Here is a 20734-nt window from a genome sequence, read left to right as displayed (position 1 = left end):
GTCCGAAATTCAAGGGCGCGTTGCCTAGAATTTGGCCCGGACACGACACGAGGGGAGCGGTGACCGTGCGACGGGACTTCAAGGGCCCTGCGGGCTGCCGCTCCGACCTGGTCATCGGCCAGGAGGAGCCGTCCGCGGCGGCGCGCGAGCAGCTCGGTCGCGGCGGCAGTGTGCTGCTGCACGGGCCCGCCGGAATAGGAAAGTCGACCGTGCTGCGGGCATTGGCCGCCGAATATGCCCCGTCGGCCCGCACCGTGTTGCGCTGCTCCGCCACCGAGTCCGAATCGCATCTGCCCTTCCTGGCCTTGGCCGACCTCTTTGGTCTGGTCCTGGACGAGGTGGCCGCCGGCCTGCCCGCCGCGCAGCGCACCGCGCTGGAGTCGGCGCTCACCGGCCGCGGCGAGTCCACCCTCCAGCGCGACGGCCTCGCCCTGCGCCTGGCGGTGCTGTCCGTGCTGCGCGCGCTCGCCGCGAAGGGCCCCGTCCTGATCGTCGCCGACGACCTCCAGTGGCTGGACTCGGCCAGCGCGGAGCTGCTGGGCTTCGCCGCCCGCCGGCTGGGCGAGACCCCGGTGCAGATGCTGTGCGCGGTGCGCACCGAGGACGAGGAGTACGACCGCCACCTGCGTGCCTGCCCGCCGGACACCCTCTCGGTGCGCCTCGGGCCGCTCTCGCGCGGCCAGATCTCCGCCCTGCTCGACCAGCGCGGCTACACCGGCCTGCCGCGTTCCACGGTCCGTGAGATACACCGCACCAGCGGGGGCAACCCCCTGTTCGCCCAGGAACTGGGCCGTGCCCTGGCCGAGAACCCCACTCCGCCCCGGCCGGGCGAACCGCTGCCGGTGCCCACCTCGCTGCGCGCCCTGGTGCTCAGCCGCCTGGAGATGCTCTCCGACGACGCCCGCCGCACCCTCCTCGTGGCCAGCGCCGGCGCCCGCCCCACCCCGGCCCTGCTGCACGCGGCCGGCCGGGAGAACGCCGAGGCCGAGTGCGCCCAGGCCGCCGAACTCGGGCTGCTGGCCACCGAGCCGGAGGGTCCGGCCGTACGGTTCGCGCACCCGCTGATCTCGGCCGCGCTGTACGCGGAGGCGCCCGCGCAGGAGCGCCGCGCCGCGCACGCCGCCCTGTCCACCGCCGCCTCCGACCCCATCGAGCGCGCCCGCCACCTGGCCCTGGCCACCACCGGCACCGACCCGGACGTGGCCGCACGGCTCGCCGGGGCCGCCGTGCTGGCCCGGGACCGCGGCGCCCCGTCGGTGGCGGCCTCGCTGGGGCTGCTCGCCGCCCGGCACACCCCGGCCGACGGCACGCCGGGCCCGGACGAGCGCCGGCTCAGGGCGGCCGAGGACGCCATCACGGCCGGCGAGGTGGACCTCGCCCGGGACATCGCCCGCGAGGTGCTGACCCGGGCCACCGTGCCCGCGCAGCGGGTGCGGGCCTGGATGGTCGTGATCGAGGCGGCCGGGCAGGCGCTCGGCGACGTGGACGCCGCCTTCCCGCAGGCGCTGGCCGACGCCGGCGACGACCCGGGGCTGCTCGCCCTGGTCCGCTACCAGCTGGCCTGGCGTGCCCTGGTCGTTGAGGGCGACTTCGCCGAGGCCCGCCAGGAGGCCGCGCACGCCGCCGAACTGGCCGCGCGCGGCCGGGACCGGCGCACCGAGCTGATGGCACTGGCCTTCCAGGCCTCCACCGAGACCCTGATGGGGCACCCGGACGCCCCGGCCACCATCAAACGCGCCCTGAAGGAACCTCAGGACCCTTACGTCGCCTGCCACCACAACGGCGTCGGCTCCGCCCGCTTCCGCTGGCTGCTGATGAGCGACCAGCTCACCGAGGCGCGGGCGACCATCACCGCCCTGCTGCGCGAGGTGCGGCGGCGCGGCATGGTCGAGAGCGAGGTGCACTTCCTGCGTCTGCTCGCCGAGACCGAACTGCGCGCCGGGCACTGCGGCCGGGCCCTGGACCTGGCCCGGGAGAGCCTGCGGCTGGCCCGGGACACCGGCATCGGCGAGGGCCCCACCGCGATGCTGGCCTGCTTCGCCGAGGCCTCCGGCGGCGACACCGGGCGGGCCCTGGCACTGGCCCAGGAGGCGGTCCGGCACGCCGAGGAGGACGGCGACCAGATGTACCTCTCGCGGGCCCTGGCCGCCCTCGGCCACGCCCAGTTCGTGGCCGGTGATGCCCAGGCCGCCGTGGCGTCGCTGAGCCGGGTGCGGGAGCTGGAGCAGGGGCTCGGCGTCACCGACCCCGCCCGCGGCCGCTGGCACGGCGACCTGGCCGAGGCGCTGGTCCTGGTCGGCCGTCCGGAGGAGGCGCAGCAGGTCGTCGACGCCGCCCGCACGCAGGCGCAGCGGCTGGGCCGGGAGAGCGTGCTGGCCGTCCTCGACCGGTCCGAGGCGCTGGTGCGCGCGGCCCGGGGCGAGACCGAGGCCGCCGTCGTCCAGCTGACGTCCGCACAGGACCGGCTGGCGAAGCTGGGCACCGGGCTGGAGGAGGCGCGGGCCGCCTTCGCGCTGGCCCGGCTGCGCACCCGGCGGCCGGGCCCGACCTCGTACGAGGAGGCGGCGCGGCTGTTCCGGCGCTGCCGCGCGCTGCCGTGGCTGCGCCGGGTGGAGGCCGCCGCCACCCGTCCGGCGCAGCCGGACGCCGCCCCGGCGGGACCGGACGGGCCGGCCGCGCTGGACGGTCTGGCGGCGATGGAGCGTCAGGTCGCCGCGCTCGTCATGGAGGGCGCGACCAACCGCGAGATCGCCGGGCGGCTGTTCGTCAGTGTGAAGACGGTCGAGGCCACCCTGACCCGGGTCTACCGCAAACTGGGGATCCGTTCCCGGGTCGACATCGTCCGATTGGCGGCGGGCCGGCGCGCGAAGTGAGCGCGGCCCGGGTTGACTGACCGCATGGAGCCAGTGAGGGCCCCGGGCCGGGGCGACCGAGGGTTTTCCCTGCCCAACTCCCCCTAGGGGGTTCCCTCATTGGAGGCGGGTGCGCCGGACCCTAGCGTGAGGGACGTGCCGCTCGCCCGGGCACACGGGAGTCCGCGCACCGGATCCTTGGACTTCCGTGCTCCACCCCGCCCGTGCGAACCCCCACCGGCCGGCCCCCACGAGGAGACGCATGTTCGGCCCCACCCGCGCCAGACGGGCGCGCGGCAGACGGACCGCCGCCCCGCTCGCGGCCTGCGCCGCAGGCGCCGCGACCGTGCTGCTCACCGCCCCCGGCGCCGAAGCGGCCGCCCGCCCCGCCCACGACGTCCCCCAGCCGATCGTCGGCGGCACGCCCACCACGACGACCGCGTACCCCTTCGTCATGCAGGTCACGGACGCGTCCGGCAGGCAGTTCTGCGGCGGCACCCTGGTGGCGGCGAGGAAGGTGGTCACCGCGGCGCACTGCGTGGCCGGCGAGTCCGCCGCCGGTGTACGGGTGGTCGGCGGGCGCACCGACCGCGACGGCACCGACGGCACGGTGAGCGAGGTCAGCGGCATCTGGATCGACCCGGGCTTCACGGACGCCGCGAGCGGGGACGACGTGGCCGTCCTGACACTGTCGACGGAGATGCCGTACGCCACGGCGGCGTACGTCTCCCCCACCGACACGGGCGTGTACGCGGCCGGCACCACCGCCCGCGTCCTCGGCTGGGGCACCACATCGGAAAGCGGCGCCGCCTCCGACCAGCTGCGGACCGCGACCGTGCCGGTCGTGTCCGACGCCGACTGCTCGAGCGCCTACGGCTCCGACTTCGTCGCGAGCGACATGGTTTGCGCCGGATACTCCTCCGGCGGCACAGACACCTGCCAGGGCGACAGCGGCGGTCCCCTGCTAGTCGGGGGCGTCCTGGCAGGGATCACTTCCTGGGGCAACGGCTGTGCCAAGGCGGGTTATCCGGGTGTGTACACCCGGCTGACCACCTTCTCCACGCTGGTCACGGCACAGATCGGCTCCTGAAGGCCCCCGAGGACCCCTCGGGTGAATGCCAGGGGGCGTTGCGAGCCACCACGAGCGGCCCGCAACGCCCCCTCTCCACACCGGCGTTCCGCGTTCAGCGGCCGGCGGCGGACTTCCCGGTCGCGACCGGGACCGCCGCTCGCCCCGCGACGGAGCCGAACCGGATGTCGTACGACGCACCCGGATGCATGACGGACAGCATCCGCTGCCCCTCCTCGGTCACGTCCCGGCGCTGGGCCGCGGTCAGATCCGCGAACGCCTCGACGACCAGCGCGTCGTCCGTCAGCTGCCACAGCCCGGCCAGGAAGCCGTCGACGAGGAGGGTGCGGTGGGCCTGGTTGCCCGTCGTGGCGCGGCCCTTGTACCGGGGCGGGACGACACGGGTGCGGTCGGCGTGGGAGAGGAGCAGGTTGTCGTACTCGGGCAGGAAGCGGGGCGGGGCCGGGGTGTCCGGATCGGGGCGGGGCGCGTCGGGGAGGTCGAAGAGCTCGGCGCCGTTCTCGTCGCGGAAGGTGACCAGCCTCGGGCGGAGGCGTTCGAAGGCGTCGCGCAGCCGGGTCAGGCCCGCCCAGGTCTGCATGTCCTTCACCGAGGCCGGGCCGAACGCGCCGAGGTGGCGCAGGACGGCCTCGTCGACGGTGGGCGTCTCCCCGGCGGGCCGGCCGAACCAGCGTTCGGCGGTGGTCAGGGCCACCTGGCCGCTGCGGCCCCACAGTCCGCGCGGGGTGACCTGGACGAGCGGCAGCAGGCAGCGGGCGGCGATGCCGAGGGCCTGCGGGTCGGCGTCCGGCCAGGTCGCCGACAGCGCCTCACGCAGTTGCCTCATGGTGCGCGGCTCGGCCTCGACGAGGTCGCGGGCGAGCGCGGCGAGCCGGTCGAGGTCGACGCCCGCGAGCCCCCGCCGGAACAGGGCGAGTTCGCGCTCGCGGGCCGGCTGGACGAGGGAACGCAGGGAGAGGCAGTCGTCGGCGGTGTGGGTGTGGATGGTCGAGCGCAGGGTGACGATGCGGGCGACCTCACGGTCGGCCATCAGCCGGGACAGCTCCTCGGGTGCGAAGCCGTCGAGGCGGGCGGCCAGGGCGTAGTACGGCGGTCTGACGTTCTGCGCCTGGAGGCCGACGAGGTGCCGCACGGCGGCACCGGCGTCCAGCGGGGAGCGGCGCAGCAGCAGTTGCCGGGCCAGGGTGGCCCGGTTGAGCGCGCGTACCCCCAGCACGGGGGCCGTCGGCGAGGTCTTCGTACGGCTCGTCGCGGTGGTCGTCGCCCTCTTGGTCATGCCGGCACGGTAACGCTGATCGAGGACCGGTTCTGTCCTCTTGCCGGGCGTCAGTCAGGAATTCCGGTCGGTCCGCCCTGCGCCGTGCGCCGTAACCGTCGGTCGCCGTGCGCCGTAACCGTCGGTCCGCCGTGCGTCGAAACGCTGGTCCGCCGTGCCGTCGATCTGCTGTCAGTCCGCCTTCCGGATGTCCGCCAGGGTCGACTCGGGTTCCTCGGTGGCGGCGAGGTCGCCGAGGCTCACCATGCCGACGGGGCAGCCGCCGTGCTCGACGACGGGCAGCCGGCGCACGGCGTACTGGCGCATCAGATCGGCCGCGCGGTCGGTGGTGTCCTCGGGCGACAGGGTGACGACGGGCGGCCTGGTGCAGACCGACCCGGCGGTGGTGGTGTGCGGGTCGCTGCCGTAGGCCACGGCCCGGATCACGATGTCGCGGTCGGTGAGGACGCCGAACAGGTCGCAGTCGTACGCGACCAGGACATCGCCCACGTTCTGCTCGCGCATCACGCGGGCCGCGTCCTCCAGCGTGGTCATCGGCTCGACGGCCACCGCGCCGGGGGACATCACATCGCGCACTCGGTGGGTCATGGGGCACCTCCCGCAACGGGTCCACGGACGGCCTGCTGCCCGCCGCGTAGCCAGAAAGGGCGGTCCCAAACCGGCCGCCGGCGCCAAGGCCCCACGGGAGAAGGCACCCTGGATCTCCCCGCGGACGCCCCGGCGGCGCGCCTCATCCCGCCGGGTCCTGGTCCGGTGGGGGGCCGGCCAGCCAGCCGGTCCAGTGGTGGACGGCGACCGCGATCACCGGGCCGTCCGGCGGGTCCTGCCGGTACTGCGGGTACTTGCGGCGCAGCCCGGCGAGGGCGGCCTCGTACCGCTGCCGGGTCCCGGCGTCCGCCGTGTCGGGCGGCACGATCCGGGCGTCGCCGTCGGCGCGGGCCCACCACAGGCGGTCCCAGTCCTCGTCGAAGGCGTCGGCGAGGAGGCAGACGGCCGGGTTGGCCTCGATGTTGCGCAGCCGCTTGAGGTGGGTCGTGCGCTTCGGCTTGTGGTCGACGGCCGTCACGATGCCGTCGGCGCCGTCGGTGGCGAAGACCACCGGCACCAGGTGGGGGCGCCCCGCCTCGTCCACCGTGGCCAGCCGGGCCACCCGGGCGGCCGCGAACCGCCGCCGCGCCTGGTCGGGATCCATCCGTGGCACGGGCCTCGCTCCCGTCCTCGCTGCCATGTCGGTGTCCGTGACGGTGCCGGTGTCCGTGTCCGTGCCGGTCTCCGTGACCCGTGCCGGTGTCACCGAACCGTGACCGTGTCCGTCCGCCGCGCCGGGTACCCGTCCTGGGGCCGGTCGGCCACACAATGGGCGGCAGGTGCCGTGGGACACCCGACGACCGGCGGGACACCCGACGAAGGGAGAGGCATGCCGTGGCTTGCGGTTCCGCTGTGGGACGTGGCCAACGGGCAGGGCCTGCGCCAACTGGCCGAGCTCGGGCTCGCACTGCTGCTGTCGAGCCTGATCGGCTGGGAGAGGGAGGCACAGCAGAAGAGCGCGGGCCTGCGCACCCACACCCTCGTCGGGGTCGCCAGCGCGCTGATGATGGAGGTGTCGCAGCACGGCTTCACCAATGTGCTCGGCCTGCCGAACGTGTCCTTCGACCCGTCCCGGGTGGCCGCCCAGATCGTCTCCGGCATCGGCTTCATCGGCGGCGGCCTGATCTTCGTACGGCGCAGCGCGGTGCGGGGGCTGACCACCGCCGCCACCATCTGGCTGACCTGCGCGGTCGGCATGGCCTGCGGGGGCGGACTGCCGATCCTCGCCCTGGCGACGACCGCGCTGCACTTCCTCGTCGTACGCGGCTATCCGCACATCGCGGGGCGGTTCACCGGCGGCGGGGTGCCCGGCACGGTCGAGGTGCGGCTGACGTATCTGACCGGACGGGCGCTGCTGCCGCGGCTGATGGAGGCCTGTACCCAGCGGGGCTTTCGCATCCTGGAGGTCAGGGCCGACCGGCTGCCCGGCCGTACGGACGCCGCCGCCCGGGTGCTGCTGCGCCTGGAGGGCGCCGCCGACGCCGGACAGCTGGCCTCCGAACTCTTCCACGACGAGGGGGTCATCGACGTGCAGCTCGGTCTGGGCGAGGAGGACGACACGTAGACGACACGAAGGGGACGGGCCCCGCCCGAGCGGGCGTACGCGGTGCCCGCGGTGCATGGCATCGGCCGCGGCAGGGCACCCGGGGCGCACTGTGCACCGGCGACAGGACGAGCCGCGGACTCTGCTGACGGGGTGGTTCAGCTTCCCGGACGGGGAGGCGACCGCCGGGGACGTGCTGGCGCTGCACCGGGTGGAGGACGTGCTGCGGCGGACCGGGCCGGCGTACGACGTCGCCTGGAGCCCCGGGTTCCGGCCGGGCGGCCTGCATCTGGAGGACGTACGGCCCGAGCGGTACGGGCGGCTGGTGTTCGTGTGCGGGCCGCTGCACGGACCGCAGATCGAGCGGCTGCACCTCACGTTCGCGCACTGTGTGCGGGTCGCGGTGGGCGTCTCGGTGATCGACCCCGGCAGCCCGGCGGTCACCGGCTTCCACCGGGTGCTCGCCCGCGACACCCCGGCCGCCGAACCCGCCCTGGACCTGGCGGCGGGCGCCCCCGCCCTGCCGGCGAGGCCGGTGGTCGGCGTGGTCCTCACGTACGGGCAGCACGAGTACGGACCGGCCCGCCGTCACGACGCGGTCGCCCGGGAGGTGACCGCGTGGCTGCACGGCCGGGACTGCGCGCGCCTGGAGCTGGAGACCCGGCTCGACACCCATGACTGGCGGCTGTGCGCCACCCCCGCCCAGCTCCAGTCGGTCCTGACCCGCCTGGACCTGGTGGTCACCGACCGGCTGCACGGGATGGTGCTCGCGCTGCGGGCCGGTACGCCCGCGCTGGCCGTGGACCCCGTCGCGGGCGGCGCGAAGGTGACCGCTCAGGCACGCGCCTGCGGCTGGCCCGCGCTGGTGCCCGCGGAGCGGCTGGCCACGGCCGAGCTGGACCGCTGGTGGGACTGGTGTCTGACGTCGGGCCGGGCCGCGGCGCGGCGGCTGTGCGACGCGTTCGCGGCGGACGCCGGACGGGACGGCGCCGAGGGCCTGCCGGCGGCACTGCGGCCGCCGCACGCCGGTTAACACGGGGGCGCGCGGGCACTCGGAGCAGGACGCGGCAGGTAGCTCGGTCCCTGTAGGAGCAATAGTGTCGACAAGCCGACTCCCCGATCACGAACAGCGGATACTGGACGAGATAGAGCGCGCCCTGAGCCGTGACCGCCGGCTGGCCCGGCGGCTGCGCGCCTCGCGCCGCCGGGGCCCGGACCTCGCCAGAGCGGTCTCCCGGGTGGCGCGGTACGCGCCCCGGCCGTGGACGGTGGTGGCCCTGCTGGCCGTCTCCGTCGCCCTGATGACGGCGGGCATCGTCACCTCGGACCCCGGGGTGATCTGGGCGTTCGCCGTGGTGTGGCCGGTGGCGCTCTACGCCGTCTTCCGGCTGCTGTGCCGGCGATCGCGAACATCCTGAGCGAGACCGCCCTGGGCCCGCTCGCAGCCCGTTCGCCCCGTTCACCCCGTTTGCCCACCGAGGCCGGGGGACCCGCGTGGGCAGGAGGTGATCGTCGTGCCCGAGCCCGGAAGCAAGAAGTACGACGTCAAGCGCGCGAGGATGCGCAAGGAGGCGGAGCAGTCGGGTATCTCCGACCAGGACGCCGACAAGGCCGCGAACGAGGAACTCCAGCAGGACCCGAAGCTGCGCAGCAGCGGCCCGCGCACGGAGCGCGGCCGGGGCCCGAAGAGCGAACGCTCCGGGAGGACCGGCCGGTCCGGGAAGACGGGCTGAGCCCTCGGCCCGTACAGGGCCCGTACAGCGGCCTTTCGGTCCGTACCTCGGTCCGTACCTCGGTCCACACCTCGGTCCACAGCGGGACGGCGTCCCGTCCCGCTGCGGACCGTCCCCTCCTCACCCCGCCCTCACCCCGCTCCTCGTCCTCGCCCCGTCCGACGTCAGCCCGTGTAGCGGCGGGCCTTCGACCGGCGCTGACTGTCCTCCAGGAGCCGCAGCCGCCCCTCCACCTCGGGCGGCAGCACGCGCCGCTCGCGCAGCACCCAGGGCAGCGCGGCCAGCGCCGCGGCGAAGGCGCGCAGGGACGCCGTGTCGCGGGGCACCGTGCGGGCCAGGTGCAGGGTGCGGCGCAGCGCGGGCCCCGCCGGCCGGCGCAGCCAGGTGAACCACAGGGTGTTGCGGATGCCGTCCCGTCGGCGGCGGCTGGAGTCCCGTACCACCGAGGGATGATGATGGATCGTCAGCTGCTCGGCGTACGTCAGCCACCAGCCGTCGGCGGCCAGGTCAGCGGCCAGCAGTTCCTCCTCGCCGCCGAGCCACAGCCGTGGGTGGAAGCCGCCCGCGCGCCGGAACGCGTCGGTGCGCAGCACGGTCGCCGCGGCGAGGAACGAGCCGAGTGCCGGGCCGGGCAGCCAACCGGGCCCAGGGATGGGCGAGTCGCGCAGCTCTTCGACGATCGGGTCCTCGGTGCCGTCGGGTTCGACGAGGATACGGGCGGTGACGGAGCCGAGCGCGGCGTACCGGTCCAGGAGGTCGGCGGCGCCCGACAGCGCGCCGGGCGCCCACCAGGAGTCGTCGTCGCAGAAGGCCACATACGGGGTGCGGACCTGGCGCACGGCCAGGTTGCGGCCGACGGCGCCGAGGTTGCGGCCGGGCCGCAGCAGCCGTACCCGCGGGTGGTGGTGGGCCACGGCGGCGGAGGTGCCGTCGGTGGAGCCGTTGTCGGTGACGATCACCTCGGGCTGCTCGGGGAGCCGGGCGAGGTGGTCGAGGGTGCGCAGGAGTTCGGGACGCCGGTTGTGGGTGATGACCACGACGGTGGTGCGCGGATCGGTCATCCGGGGCCTCCGCGGTCCGTGTCGAGCAGATGGGCGGCGCGCTCGATGTGCGGGGGCAGGGCGCGGCGGGCACGGAGGGCGGCGGGCAGTCGGGTGAGCGTCTCGTGCAGGGCACGGCGGGCCTGCGGGTCGCGGCGGGCGTCGGCGGCCAGGGCGCGGGTGCGGGCGAGGGCGTGCGGCAGGGGCCGGCGCAGCCAGGCGGTGAGGAGTTCGTTGCGGCGCATGACCGCGGGGCGGTCGGGGCGCGGGCCGGATGCCGGATGGTGGTGGGCGACCACGTCGGGGCAGTGGGTGACGCCCCAGCCGCGCGTGGCGAGGTCGTAGGCGAGCAGGGTCTCCTCGGCGCCGAAGAAGAGCAGGGGGTGGAAGCCGCCGGCGTCGAGGTAGGCGGTGCGGCGGACGACCGAGGCGCAGGCGAGGAAGCCGAGGACCTGGGTGCCGGGCAGGTCGGTGGCCTCGCCGAGCGGGGAGTCGGCGAGCACCTTGTTCAGCGGGTCGGGTTCCTGCTCGGGGCCGACCAGGGTGCGGGCGGCGAGCAGGCCGAGCCGGGGGTGGTCGTCGAAGAGACGGGTGGCCCGCGCCAGGGCGCCGGGCGCCCACCAGGAGTCGTCGTCGCTGAAGGCCACGTAGGGGGTGTGCAGGGCGCGGACGCCGTGCGTGCGGGCGAGGGCGCCCCGGTTGAACGGCAGCGGCAGGACCCGCACCTGCGGGAACTCGCGTGCGAGCAGGGCTCGGGTGTCGTCGGTGGAGGCGTTGTCCGCGACGACGATCTCGGGGCGTTCGGGGAGGGCGAGCAGATGGCGGAGGGTGACGGCCAGGCCTGCGGAGCGGTTGCGGGTGGCGATGACCACGCCGACGGGTGCGTGTTCCATGGATCTGGTCCACCTCGGTCAGTTCGGCGGCTCGGGGAGCGCGTCGAAGGCGTCCAGGACCTCTTCGGTGCTGATCCTGAGCAGTGCGGGGTCGGGGCGGCGGCCGTGCGGGTCTCCCTCCGGGCCGTGCCACAGGGCGCGGTGGCGGGGGTCGTCCGGGGGCGGTCCCCAGCGGCTGGGCGGGACCGGGCCGCACAGGGTGAGCGACGGGGTGGCGTGGGCGACGGCGAGGTGCGCGATGCCGGTGTCGCCGCTGACGACGGCGCGGGCGTGGGCGACCAGCGCGGAGAACCGCGCGAGGGGCAGGCCGCCGCCGAACACGTCGGTGTCGGCGAGCCGGGCCCTCTTGGCGAGGGTGGCGACGAGGTCGCCCTCGTCTGCTCCCCCGGTGACGACGACCCGGTGGCCGCGGGCGCGCAGGGCCTCGGCGACGGCGGCGAACCGGCGTACCGGCCAGCGGCGGGCCGGTGATCCCGCGCCGGGGTGCAGCACGACCGCGCCGGGGGCCGGGGAGTGGGCGGTGGGCGGCGGCAGCCGCAGGTCGGTGGGGTCGGCGGGGACGCCGTACCAGCGCAGCAGCCTGCACCAGCGGTCCCGCTCGTGCTCGTCGGCGTACCAGGGCGGCCCCTCGACGCCGGGTGTTGCCGGATGCGCGAAGGCGAACAGCCGCCCGGGGCCCAGGTCCGCGAGGAGCCGGTGGCTGGGCGGCCCGTTGCCGTGGAGGTCGACGGCGACCTGAGGGGGCGGGCCGGTCCAGTCGAGGGCGCTCGGTACGGCCCGTCCGGGCGCGGAGGCGGGAAGCAACCGGTCCACGGCCCCCGTCGCCGCCGCGAGCGGCCCGAACTCGGCGGGCGCGGCCAGCACGATCTCGTGCCGGGGAAACCCCCGCCGCAGCCCCCGCAACGCCGGAACCCCGGCCAGCAGATCCCCGAGCCCGAGCGCCCGAAGCACCAGCAGCCGCCGGACGCCGGCCGCCTCCGGCCCGGGTGAGCCCGCGGTCCGGCTCTCGCCGGTCGGCCCGCCCGCCCCGTCCGAGCCGCTGGGGGCGGTCATCGCGCGCCCTCCGCCGCCCTGGTCATCAGGGCCGTCGAGGAGCGGCCGTCGAGGTAGGGGAGCAGGACGGCCTGGCCGCCCCATGCGTCCAGGAGGGCCGCTTCGGGGAGTTCGGCGCCGGCGTAGTCGCCGCCCTTGACCCAGACGTCGGGTCGGAGTTCGGCCAGGAGGCGTTCGGGGGTGTCCTCGTCGAAGACGGCGACGGCGTCGACGCAGGCCAGGGCGCGCAGCACCCGGACACGGTCGGCGAGCGGGTTGACCGGGCGGCCGTCGCCCTTGCGGCGGCGTACGGAGGTGTCGGAGTTGACGCAGACGACCAGGCAGTCGCCGATCCTCCGGGCGGCCTGGAGCAGGCCGACGTGTCCGGCGTGCAGCAGGTCGAAGCAGCCGCCCGCGGCGACGACGGTGCCGCCGGTCGCCCGGACCTTGGCGACCAGGCCGGCCGGGTCGTCCGGGTCGTCCGCGTCGTCCGCCGAGGGCACGGTGCCTGCGGCGCGCGGGGGGCCGAGCAGGCCGGCCGCCCCGCCGGCGCCGACGAAGGCGGTCGCCGCGGTGACGGCACCCTCGACGGCCTCCCCGACGAGCGCGCCGTCCGCGAGCTGTCCGGCCGCCGTGGCGGCGAAGCGGTCGCCGGCGCCGCACGGGTCGCCGTGGTGGGCGGCCGGCACCGGCACCAGCAGGGGGTGTTCGCCGTACGACAGCAGGGCGCCGCGTGCGCCGAGGGTCACCGTGACCGCGGCGACCCGCCAGTGCCGTACGAGCGCGCAGGCCTCGTGGGCGACGGTGCGCAGCTCGCTGCGGGGCGCGTCGCCGCCGTCGTCGTTCTGGTCCGCGGTCAGGGCGGCCGCGAAGCCGTGGGCCTCCGCGCGGGCCGGCGTGACCAGGCGGGCGCCCGCCACCGGCGGCCCGCCGCGCGGGTGCGGGTCCCAGACCTCCGGGGGGCGCCCGCGCAGCTCGGCCCGCAGGGTGTCCGCCGCGCCCCGGCCGTAGTCGGAGACGAGGACGGCGGAGGCCGCGGCGAGCGCGGCGCGGGCCTCGGCGGTGGCCTCGCGGGCGCGGCCGGCGCCGTGGTCGAGGCGGACGACCGGGCGGCCCTGGGCCAGGACGCGGGTCTTCTGCGGCACCTCGCCGCTCATCGGGAGCGGGACGACGGTCAGAAAGGGGTCGAGGAGCCGGCGCAGTTCCCGTCCGGCCGGGCCGTCGTCCAGGGCGGTGATCAGGGTGACGTCGCGGCCGTCGCGGGCGGCCAGGTAGGCGGCGAGGGCGGCGCCGCCCGGCCGTACCCGTTCGGCGCAGTCGGCGACGACCGGGACGGGCGCGTCGGGCGCCAGCCGGTCGGCGTGTCCGGTCAGGTCGCGGTCCAGCAGGGCGTCGCCGACCACGACCAGGGGTGCCTTGCCCGTCATGTCACCTCCCGCCCCCTGCCAGCGCCGCGTCGAACGCCGCGCAGACCATGTGCACCGCCACCAGGTGGAGTTCCTGCACGGTGGCCGTGGAGGCCCCGGCCGCGCAGAGCGCCTCGTCGCTGCCCGCGCTGAGCGGGTTGGGCGCCGGTCCGGTCAGCGCCCACACACGCAGGCCGGCGGCGCGGCCCGCGTCGGCGGCGGACAGCAGGTTGGCGCTGGCGCCGCTGGTGGACAGCAGCATCAGGACGTCGCCGGGGCGGCCGTGGGCGCGCACCTGGCGGGCGAACACCTCGTCCACGCCGTAGTCGTTGGCGATGGCGGTGGTGCTGGAGGTGTCGGCGTGCAGGGCGATCGCGGAGAACGGCGGGCGGTCGTCGCGGTAGCGGCCGACGAGTTCGGCGGTGAGGTGCTGGGCCTGGGCGGCGCTGCCGCCGTTGCCCGCGGCCAGCAGCCGTCCCCCGCCGCCGAGGACGGCGGCGAGCCGTTCGCCCCAGCGCTGGGTGATGTGCGCGCATGCGCGGAACCGTCCGAGGGCGGTGAGGAGTTCGTCGCAGTGCCCGGCGACGGCCGGTGTGTCGACGCTCATGACGTCACCTCCGGGGAGCCGGTGGCCATCTCACGCCACCTCCGAGTCCAGTGCGCCGTCGGCGGTGCCCCTGGCCCGCCGGTAGACCTGTTCCGCGCCGTCGGCGACGCGCCGCCAGGTGAAGCGGGCGAGGACGCGTTCCCGGCCGGCCCTTCCGTAGCTGCGGCGCAGCCGTTCGCTGCCGAGCAGTTCGCGGGCCGCGGCGGCGACGGCGACGGGGTCGCCCGCCCGGACCAGCCGGCCGGTGCGCCCGTCGGCCACCGAGTCGCGGTGGCCGCCGACGTCCGTGGCGAGGACGGGCACCGCGCACGCCATCGCCTCCAGCGGCACGATCCCGAACGGCTCGTACACCGGCGTGCACAGCACCAGGTCGGCGCCGCGCATCAGCGCGGGCATGGCGCCCGGGTCGACGGCGCCGAGCAGCCGTACCCGGTCGGCGACGCCCTCGGCCACGGCCAGTTTCAGCAGCCGTTCGGCCTCGGGTTCGGTGTGCAGCAGCTCGGCCGGCGGGCCGCCGGCGACGAGGAGTTCGGTGTGCGGGATCCGGGTGAGGGCGCGGATCGCCTGGTCGTAGCCCTTGCGGGGGACCAGCCGGCCGCAGGCGAGCAGCCGGTGGCGCTGGCCCCGGACGGGCGCGGGGGCGCCGGTGGGGTCGGCGCCGGGGTGGAAGTGGGCGGCGTCGACACCGCAGGGCACGACGGACACCCGGCGCGGGGAGATGCCCATGTCGGCGAGTTCGTGGACCTCGTCGGTGCAGGTCGCCAGGACGCGTTCGCAGGTGCGTCCGATCTGCCGCTCGACGCCGACGCGTTCGACCGGGCTGGTGTCGGCGCGGCCCTGGTGGCGGCGCTTGACGGTGCCGAGGGCGTGGAAGGTCTGCACGACCGGGATCCCGTGCGGGGCGGCACCGAGCAGGGAGGCCATGCCGGACATCCAGAAGTGGGCGTGCACCACGTCGGGCCGCTCGCGGCGCCAGACGCGCGCCAGGTACGCCCCGAAGGCCGGCATGTGCTCGAACAGCGCGTCCTTGGGAAGGGCTTCGGGCGGTCCGGCCGGTACGTGTTCGACGACGCCGCCGCCGGGCAGCGGCACCCGGTCGGGCAGGCCGGGGGCGTCGCGCCGGGTGTAGACGGTGACGTCGTGTCCGCGGCGCGCCAGTTCCTCGGTGAGCCGGGCGACGTACACGTTCTGGCCGCCGGCGTCCACCCCGCCGAGCGCGGCGAGCGGGCTCGCGTGCTCGGACACCATGGCGATCCTCATCGGGTCACCTCCTTCAGCAGCCGCTCCCAGTCGTCGAGGAAGCGGGTCAGCCCGTAGCGGGCGAGCGCGGCGGTCCGCGCCCGTTCGCCGGCCGCGCGGGCGTGCGCCGGGTCGGCGACGAAGTCCCGTACGGCGTCGGTCAGTACGTCGATGCGGTTGGAGACCACTCCGGCGCCCGGGGGCACCGCCTCGGTGACCTCGGTGGTGGCGAGGGCGACCACGGGCATGCCGAGGTGCATCGCCTCCAGCAGGGACAGCCCGAGGGAGGTCCAGCGGACCGGGTGGAGGTAGACGCGGCGCCTGGCCATCTCCCGGTGCAGCTCGCGCTGGACCAGTTCGTGCGAGCGGCAGCGTCCGGGCGGCAGGCCGAGCCGGCCGGCGAGCCCGTCGGTGCCCATGCCGAAGACGTCCAGCGGGGCGGCCCGCGCGAAGGCGGGCAGCAGGTCGGTGCCGGTCGTACGGCCGCGCCGGACCGGCTCGTTGACGACGACCGCCGCGTGCGGCAGCTCTCCGGTCCACAGTGGGCCGGGGTCGACGATGCCGTGCTCGATGACGGCGGTCTCGGCGCCCGCGGCGTCCCACATCAGCCGGTTGAAGTGGGTGACGTGCACGAGCGGGATGTCGCCGGGCAGGCCGGCGACGGGGTGCCGGGTGTCGGGGACGTCTCCGTGGGGGGCGTTGTGCTCCAGGTACACCATGGGCGGGCGGCGCCCCAGCCACCGCCGTACGAGCTCGTACTCGTGCGGGCGTTGCAGGACGACGAGGTCGACGCCGGCGTCCCGCAGCCGCTCCGGCGGGAGTTCGATCACCGACTCGGGCCAGTCGAAGGTGCGGGCGCGGCCGAGGCCGTCGGGTCCGCGGCCGGGGGTGACGGGCACGAGGCAGGTGTGCGGGCCCTGGACGAACGCGGTGGTCCAGGAGCCGTGCACGTGCCAGATGAGGATCCTCATGCCGTCATCACCTTCTCCACGGCGGCGAGCACGTCGTGCGTGGTCACCGACTCCAGGCAGGGGTGCCCGGGCACCGGGCAGGTCCGGGCGCGGCTGCCGGCGCAGGGCGCGTCCTGGTTGCCGAGCAGCACGTACGGCACTCCGTAGGGGCGCCAGCGCTCGGCGGGCACGACCGGCGCGAACAGCGAGACGACGGGGGTGCCGACGGCGGCGGCCAGGTGCGCGGGCCCGGTGTTGCCGGTGACGACCGCGCCGGCGCCCGCCAGGACACCGGAGAGTTCGGCGGCTCCGGTGCGGCCGCCGAGGTCGAGACCGCGCCCGCCGGCCACGCGCGAGGTCAGGCCCTTCTCCCCGCGGCCGCCGGTGACGACCACCCGGTGTCCGGCCGCGGCGAGTTCGCGCACGGCCTGCGCGCAGCGCTCCGGGCTCCAGGCACGCGCGGGGACGCTGGCGCCCGGGTGCAGCACGACGTACGGCCCGGGGCCGGTCAGGCTCGTGGTGTCCGGCGGGGGCAGCACCCGCAGCCGTCCCTCGTCGGCGCGCGGGAAGCCCGCGGCCCCGGCGAGGTCGAGCGCGGCCTCGGCCTCGTGGGCGTGCGGGGCGCGCCGGTGGCGTACGTCGAGCAGGGAGCCCGGGTAGTCCACGCTGTCGGCGGCGATGTGCGGTACGCCGGCCAGGCGCAGCAGCAGCGCGGTGGGCAGCGGGGACTGGTGGTGGGAGGTCAGCACGAGGGCGGTGTCGGCGTCGAGGGAGGCGAGGGAGTCGAGCACCTTGTCGGTCTCGGCGCGGTCGACGGGCGGCGGCTCGAAGGAGGCCCAGGGCGCGTCCCACACGAGGATCTCGTCGACGCCGGGCAGCAGCCGGGCGGCGGGTTCGCCGCGCGGCCCGCACAGGAGGGTGACCTGCTCGGCGCGGGCGGCCACGGCACGGACGGCGGGCCCGGCGAGCAGCACGTCGCCGAAGCTGTCGAGTCGGGTGACCAGAGCCTTCATCGCGGCCTCCGGGTCTTCATCGCGGCCTCCGGCCGGTTCGTTCGAGCGCCGGCCGCCCGGGGCCGGTGGTGGCGTGGGCGGTCTCGGCGGGGCGTTCACCGGCCAGGTCGCGGCCCCACGGCGGGCCGGTGAGCACGGCGCGCACCGCCGTCAGCAGGTCCGGTGCCACATGGTCGGCGGCGGCCGTCTCCTGCGGGCGGGTGACCGGGGTGGGGACGAGGATGCCGTCGGCGCCCGCGCGGCGGGCGGCCTCCATGTCGGCGCCGATGTCGCCGATCACCGCGACGGCGTCGGGCGGGGTGCCCATCCGCCCGGCCGCCCGGAGGATCAGACCCGGCTCCGGCTTGCGGCAGGGGCAGCCGTCGCCGGGGCCGTGCGGGCAGACGGCCCACACGTCGAAGGGGCCGAGGAGTTCGTCGACACGCTCGTCGACTCGGCGGACGTCCGCGGTGGAGATCAGTCCACGGGCCACGCCGGACTGGTTGGTGACGACGCCGGTTCCGATGCCGCCCGCGCGCAGCAGTTCCACGGCCTCGCGGGCGCCCTCGACCGGGCGGACCCGTTCGGGGTCGCCGTTGTAGGGGACGTCTTCGACGAGGGTGCCGTCCCGGTCGAACAGGACGGCCCTGACCGGGGGCACGGACCTGGCCGGGCCCGGGGACCTGGCCGGGCCCGGGGACCTGACCGGGTGCACGGACCTCATCGGGTGCATCGGCCTGATCGGGTTCACGGGGCCACCTCCTGCCAGGCGGGGGCCGCCCGGTGGCGCCACATACCGCTCAGCCAGTGCCAGCTGGCGGCGGGCGGGATGAGGACGCTGGTGACGGCCATGGTGGTCACCTCGTACCGGGTGCGCGGCCCGGGCGCGATCCGCGCCCAGGCGAACTCCGCGGTGCCCGCCGCCCAGCCGAGCGCGGCGACGGCGGCGGCCCGGCGCCGCCCGGACGCGGCCAGCGCGCAGGCGGCCACGCCCGCCGCGGTGACGGCGAGGTGGGAGCGGATGCGTCCGCGCGGCGCGACCGCCTTGTGCCACCAGTCGGGACCGTGCAGACGCAGCATCAGCGCGTCGTCGGCGTTGCCGCGTTGGGCCCGCAGCGACACCCAGCGGTCGGCCGGGCGGACGGGGTGGCGGGTGGTGCGGCGGCCCTGGCGGATGCGCCAGCCCGCGTCGAGGACGCGCAGGGCCAGGTCGGCGTCCTCGCGGAAGGCACGCCGGAAGCGTTCGTCGAAGCCGGCGACCTGCTTGAGGGCGTCGGTGCGGTAGGCCATGTCGGCGGTGATCCAGCGGGCCCGCGCGAGGGCGGCGGTGCCCCGCTCCCAGTCGGTCGGCCGGCGTTCCCCGGGCAGGGGGACGGCGATCACGCCCTGCACGGCGGCGGTGTCCGGGCTCGACTCGGCCAGGTCCTGGACCAGCTGGTCGCACCAGTGCGGGCCGACCTGCACGTCGTCGTCGAGGAAGGCCACCCAGGGCGTGGTGACCGCGCGCAGCCCGGTGTTGCGGGCGGCCGCCGGTCCCCGGCCGCCGCTGGTGAGCACGGTGGTGCGGGCGCTCAGGTCGCCGAGCACGCTCAACGGGTGCTCCAGGGCCCCCGGTTCGGGCTCGGGCCGGTCGTCCACCAGCACGATCTCGTCCGGCTGGGGGCCGTGCGCGGCGGCCAGCGCGGCCAGGCAGTCGGCCAGGGTGTCCCGCGCCAGGGTGGGGATCACCACGGCGTAGGAGGGCCCGGTGGCGCGGGGACCGGCCGGGCCGTCGGGGCGGCTCACCTGTACGCCCTTCCCCTGCGCACCGCGTACGGACCGATCGCCAGCAGGTCGACGGGCGCGGAGCCGAAGCACTCCAGCGCGTCGCGCGGGTCGTCGACCATGGGCCGGCCGGCGGTGTTGAGACTGGTGTTGACGACGACGGGCAGCCCGGTGCGCCGCTCGAAGCCGCGCAGCATCCGGGCGACCAAGGGCTCCTGCCGCTCGTCGACGGTCTGGATGCGGGCGGTGCCGTCGACGTGCACCACGGCCGGGACGCGGTCGCGCCAGTCGCGGTGGACGTCGTGCACGAAGAGCATGTACGGGCTCGGCAGCGGCCCGTGGAAGAGTTCGTGGGCGCGTTCGGCCAGCACCATGGGCGCGACGGGACGGAACTCCTCGCGGCCCTTGACCCGGTTGAGCCGTTCCAGGTTCTCGGCCCGGCCCGGGTGGGCGAGCAGGGAGCGGTGGCCGAGGGCGCGCGGTCCGTACTCGCCGCGCCCCTGGAACCAGGCGACGATGCCGTCGCGGGCCAGTTCCTCGGCGACCGCCTCGGCGATGTCGCCGGGCCGCTCGTAGGGTACGGCGGCCTGCTCCAGCCATCCGCGCAGCTCGTCGTCGCTCCAGCTCCGTCCGAGGTCGGCGCCGGGCATCGGCTCGGGGACGGCTCCCTCGCTCGCGGCCAGGTAGAGGGCGCCGCCGAGCGCGGTGCCGGCGTCCCCGGCGGCCGGCTGGACCCACACGTGCCGGTAGGGGCCCCGTGCGGCGATCCGGGAGTTGGCCACGCAGTTGAGGGCGACACCGCCCGCCATGGTGAGGGCGTCGCCGCCCGCCTCGCCGTACAGCCAGTGGACGAGTTCGAGGAGTACCTCCTCCAGGACCGCCTGGCCACTGGCGGCGAGGTCGGCGTGCTCCTGGGTCCAGGGTTCGTGCGGGGCGCGCGGCGGGGCGAGGGCGGCCCAGTCGACGCCGTGGGCGCGGAAGCCGCCGTCGCCGGCGGCGTGGACGTGCGTGCGCAGCCGGGACAGGAAGCGGGGCTTGCCGTAGGAGGCGAGCGCCATGACCTTGTACTCGTCGCTGCTGCGCAGGAAGCCGAGGTGGTCGGTGAGCTCCTCGTAGACCAGGCCGAGGGAGTCGGGCAGGGCCTGTGCGGCGAGCGTGTCGAGCTTGCCGTCGTGGAAGCGGCCGGCGAGATGGGAGGCGGCCTCGCCGCGGCCGTCGAGGACGAGGACGGCGCTGTCGGGGTGCGGGGAGGCGGGCCCGGCGGAGGCGGCGTGCGCGATGTGGTGCGGGACGAAGACCACCTTGGCGGGGTCGAGTCCGGGCAGCGCCTCGGCGAGGAACTCGGGGGCGCGGCGCGCGTACTCCAGGCGCAGCGGGTCCCAGGGGTCGAACAGGCCCATGTCGGCGGCCGGGCGGGCCAGCGCGGGGTCGAAGGAGTAGGTGACGGCGTCCAGTTCGCCGGGCCGGACGCCCGCGTGCTCCAGGCACCAGCGGGCGGAGAGTTCCGGCAGCTCCCACGCGGAGAACGGCACCGGGCGCTTGCCGTGCTTGCGTCGGCTGAAGCGCTCCTCCTCGGCGGCCGCGACCGTGCGGCCGTCGACGACGAGGGCGGCGGCCGGGTCGTGGAACAGGGCGTTGATACCAAGGATGCGCATGGGGGTGGGCTCCGTCCCGTTCGGCGATGGTTCGGCGGGTGGGGACCGCTCGGCGCGCCGGTCGCTTCGGGCTT

At 76.1% G+C, this 20734-nt stretch carries 20 protein-coding genes; 6 read left to right on the top strand and 14 right to left on the bottom strand.

What is annotated here, in order from left to right:
• Nucleotides 1–59 precede the first annotated feature (59 nt).
• Both ABZ484_RS06215 and ABZ484_RS06210 read left to right on the top strand, forming a co-directional pair.
• Nucleotides 60–2873 (top strand): LuxR family transcriptional regulator, encoded by a 2814-nt coding sequence (locus ABZ484_RS06215; RefSeq protein ID WP_358864694.1) that lies wholly within the window; start codon nucleotides 60–62, stop codon nucleotides 2871–2873.
• A gap of 241 nt (nucleotides 2874–3114) precedes the next feature.
• Entirely contained in the window at nucleotides 3115–3942 is an 828-nt protein-coding gene (locus ABZ484_RS06210) for a serine protease (protein ID WP_358864693.1), read from the top strand.
• A 94-nt stretch (nucleotides 3943–4036) separates the two neighbouring features.
• Here ABZ484_RS06210 and ABZ484_RS06205 read toward each other — a convergent pair whose 3' ends face one another.
• From ABZ484_RS06205 to ABZ484_RS06195, 3 genes are all read right to left on the bottom strand, one after another.
• Nucleotides 4037–5218, bottom strand: a complete 1182-nt coding sequence (locus ABZ484_RS06205; protein ID WP_358864692.1) for a winged helix DNA-binding domain-containing protein — start codon at nucleotides 5216–5218, stop codon at nucleotides 4037–4039.
• 171 nt (nucleotides 5219–5389) lie between these two features.
• The gene (locus ABZ484_RS06200; RefSeq protein WP_358864691.1) at nucleotides 5390–5806 is read right to left on the bottom strand and encodes a CBS domain-containing protein; all 417 of its coding nucleotides are present in this window, start codon (nucleotides 5804–5806) and stop codon (nucleotides 5390–5392) included.
• A gap of 142 nt (nucleotides 5807–5948) precedes the next feature.
• Nucleotides 5949–6419 carry a TIGR03668 family PPOX class F420-dependent oxidoreductase gene (locus ABZ484_RS06195; RefSeq protein ID WP_358864690.1) on the bottom strand — a complete coding sequence of 157 codons (471 nt, stop codon included), beginning with the start codon at nucleotides 6417–6419 and terminating at the stop codon, nucleotides 5949–5951.
• 216 nt (nucleotides 6420–6635) lie between these two features.
• Between ABZ484_RS06195 and ABZ484_RS06190 the strand changes: the two genes are divergently transcribed.
• The 4 genes from ABZ484_RS06190 (at nucleotide 6636) to ABZ484_RS06175 (ending at nucleotide 9082) form a co-directional block, all read left to right on the top strand.
• A complete protein-coding gene (locus ABZ484_RS06190) occupies nucleotides 6636–7370 on the top strand; it encodes an MgtC/SapB family protein (RefSeq protein ID WP_358864689.1) in 735 nt (244 codons plus the stop codon).
• A 91-nt stretch (nucleotides 7371–7461) separates the two neighbouring features.
• On the top strand, nucleotides 7462–8382 hold the full coding sequence (locus ABZ484_RS06185; protein WP_358864688.1) for a polysaccharide pyruvyl transferase family protein: 921 nt from the start codon (nucleotides 7462–7464) through the stop codon (nucleotides 8380–8382).
• A gap of 64 nt (nucleotides 8383–8446) precedes the next feature.
• Nucleotides 8447–8767, top strand: coding sequence for a DUF3040 domain-containing protein (locus tag ABZ484_RS06180; RefSeq protein ID WP_358864687.1), 321 nt, complete (start codon nucleotides 8447–8449; stop codon nucleotides 8765–8767).
• A gap of 96 nt (nucleotides 8768–8863) precedes the next feature.
• Nucleotides 8864–9082 carry a hypothetical protein gene (locus tag ABZ484_RS06175; protein WP_358864686.1) on the top strand — a complete coding sequence of 73 codons (219 nt, stop codon included), beginning with the start codon at nucleotides 8864–8866 and terminating at the stop codon, nucleotides 9080–9082.
• A 164-nt stretch (nucleotides 9083–9246) separates the two neighbouring features.
• On the opposite strand, the gene ABZ484_RS06170 is transcribed toward ABZ484_RS06175, so the two are convergent.
• From ABZ484_RS06170 to ABZ484_RS06120, 11 genes are all read right to left on the bottom strand, one after another.
• Nucleotides 9247–10143, bottom strand: coding sequence for a glycosyltransferase (locus ABZ484_RS06170; protein WP_358864685.1), 897 nt, complete (start codon nucleotides 10141–10143; stop codon nucleotides 9247–9249).
• Entirely contained in the window at nucleotides 10140–11015 is an 876-nt protein-coding gene (locus tag ABZ484_RS06165) for a glycosyltransferase (protein WP_358864684.1), read from the bottom strand. Before ABZ484_RS06165 ends, ABZ484_RS06170 begins: the two co-directional genes overlap by 4 nt.
• 18 nt (nucleotides 11016–11033) lie before the next feature.
• Entirely contained in the window at nucleotides 11034–12068 is a 1035-nt protein-coding gene (locus ABZ484_RS06160; RefSeq protein WP_358864683.1) for a glycosyltransferase family 9 protein, read from the bottom strand.
• Nucleotides 12065–13474: a D-glycero-beta-D-manno-heptose 1-phosphate adenylyltransferase gene (gene rfaE2, locus ABZ484_RS06155; RefSeq protein WP_358864682.1), complete on the bottom strand. Its 1410-nt coding sequence runs from the start codon at nucleotides 13472–13474 to the stop codon at nucleotides 12065–12067. Before rfaE2 ends, ABZ484_RS06160 begins: the two co-directional genes overlap by 4 nt.
• Before the next feature lies 1 nt (nucleotide 13475).
• Entirely contained in the window at nucleotides 13476–14060 is a 585-nt protein-coding gene (locus tag ABZ484_RS06150) for an SIS domain-containing protein (protein ID WP_358864681.1), read from the bottom strand.
• 30 nt (nucleotides 14061–14090) lie between these two features.
• On the bottom strand, nucleotides 14091–15320 hold the full coding sequence (locus ABZ484_RS06145; RefSeq protein ID WP_358864680.1) for a glycosyltransferase: 1230 nt from the start codon (nucleotides 15318–15320) through the stop codon (nucleotides 14091–14093).
• Entirely contained in the window at nucleotides 15317–16270 is a 954-nt protein-coding gene (locus tag ABZ484_RS06140) for a glycosyltransferase (RefSeq protein ID WP_358864679.1), read from the bottom strand. Before ABZ484_RS06140 ends, ABZ484_RS06145 begins: the two co-directional genes overlap by 4 nt.
• Entirely contained in the window at nucleotides 16267–17262 is a 996-nt protein-coding gene (locus tag ABZ484_RS06135) for a glycosyltransferase family 9 protein (protein WP_358864678.1), read from the bottom strand. The genes ABZ484_RS06140 and ABZ484_RS06135 overlap by 4 nt, the downstream gene beginning before the upstream one ends.
• Nucleotides 17263–17278: 16 nt before the next feature.
• Nucleotides 17279–17902: an HAD-IIIA family hydrolase gene (locus tag ABZ484_RS06130; protein WP_358864753.1), complete on the bottom strand. Its 624-nt coding sequence runs from the start codon at nucleotides 17900–17902 to the stop codon at nucleotides 17279–17281.
• Nucleotides 17903–17988: 86 nt separating this feature from the next.
• Nucleotides 17989–19026 (bottom strand): glycosyltransferase, encoded by a 1038-nt coding sequence (locus ABZ484_RS06125; protein WP_358864677.1) that lies wholly within the window; start codon nucleotides 19024–19026, stop codon nucleotides 17989–17991.
• Nucleotides 19023–20660: a carbamoyltransferase C-terminal domain-containing protein gene (locus tag ABZ484_RS06120; protein WP_358864676.1), complete on the bottom strand. Its 1638-nt coding sequence runs from the start codon at nucleotides 20658–20660 to the stop codon at nucleotides 19023–19025. Before ABZ484_RS06120 ends, ABZ484_RS06125 begins: the two co-directional genes overlap by 4 nt.
• Nucleotides 20661–20734: the final 74 nt, after the last annotated feature.

It is taken from the genome of Streptomyces sp. NPDC006393 (assembly GCF_040628575.1).
In the GTDB taxonomy this organism is placed as follows: domain Bacteria; phylum Actinomycetota; class Actinomycetes; order Streptomycetales; family Streptomycetaceae; genus Streptomyces.
Note: the sequence above shows the minus strand (reverse complement) of the source record. Positions and strands in the feature narration are given on the sequence as shown.

Bases quoted from the DNA above. Each gene is read 5' to 3' on its own strand.
- ABZ484_RS06210 (WP_358864693.1), top strand. From the start codon at position 3,115: ATGTTCGGCCCCACCCGCGCCAGACGGGCGCGCGGCAGACGGACCGCC.
- ABZ484_RS06205 (WP_358864692.1), bottom strand. From the start codon at position 5,218: ATGACCAAGAGGGCGACGACCACCGCGACGAGCCGTACGAAGACCTCG.
- ABZ484_RS06200 (WP_358864691.1), bottom strand. From the start codon at position 5,806: ATGACCCACCGAGTGCGCGATGTGATGTCCCCCGGCGCGGTGGCCGTC.
- ABZ484_RS06190 (WP_358864689.1), top strand. From the start codon at position 6,636: ATGCCGTGGCTTGCGGTTCCGCTGTGGGACGTGGCCAACGGGCAGGGC.
- ABZ484_RS06170 (WP_358864685.1), bottom strand. From the start codon at position 10,143: ATGACCGATCCGCGCACCACCGTCGTGGTCATCACCCACAACCGGCGT.
- ABZ484_RS06165 (WP_358864684.1), bottom strand. From the start codon at position 11,015: ATGGAACACGCACCCGTCGGCGTGGTCATCGCCACCCGCAACCGCTCC.
- ABZ484_RS06160 (WP_358864683.1), bottom strand. From the start codon at position 12,068: ATGACCGCCCCCAGCGGCTCGGACGGGGCGGGCGGGCCGACCGGCGAG.
- rfaE2 (WP_358864682.1), bottom strand. From the start codon at position 13,474: ATGACGGGCAAGGCACCCCTGGTCGTGGTCGGCGACGCCCTGCTGGAC.
- ABZ484_RS06150 (WP_358864681.1), bottom strand. From the start codon at position 14,060: ATGAGCGTCGACACACCGGCCGTCGCCGGGCACTGCGACGAACTCCTC.
- ABZ484_RS06145 (WP_358864680.1), bottom strand. From the start codon at position 15,320: ATGAGGATCGCCATGGTGTCCGAGCACGCGAGCCCGCTCGCCGCGCTC.
- ABZ484_RS06140 (WP_358864679.1), bottom strand. From the start codon at position 16,270: ATGAGGATCCTCATCTGGCACGTGCACGGCTCCTGGACCACCGCGTTC.
- ABZ484_RS06135 (WP_358864678.1), bottom strand. From the start codon at position 17,262: ATGAAGGCTCTGGTCACCCGACTCGACAGCTTCGGCGACGTGCTGCTC.
- ABZ484_RS06120 (WP_358864676.1), bottom strand. From the start codon at position 20,660: ATGCGCATCCTTGGTATCAACGCCCTGTTCCACGACCCGGCCGCCGCC.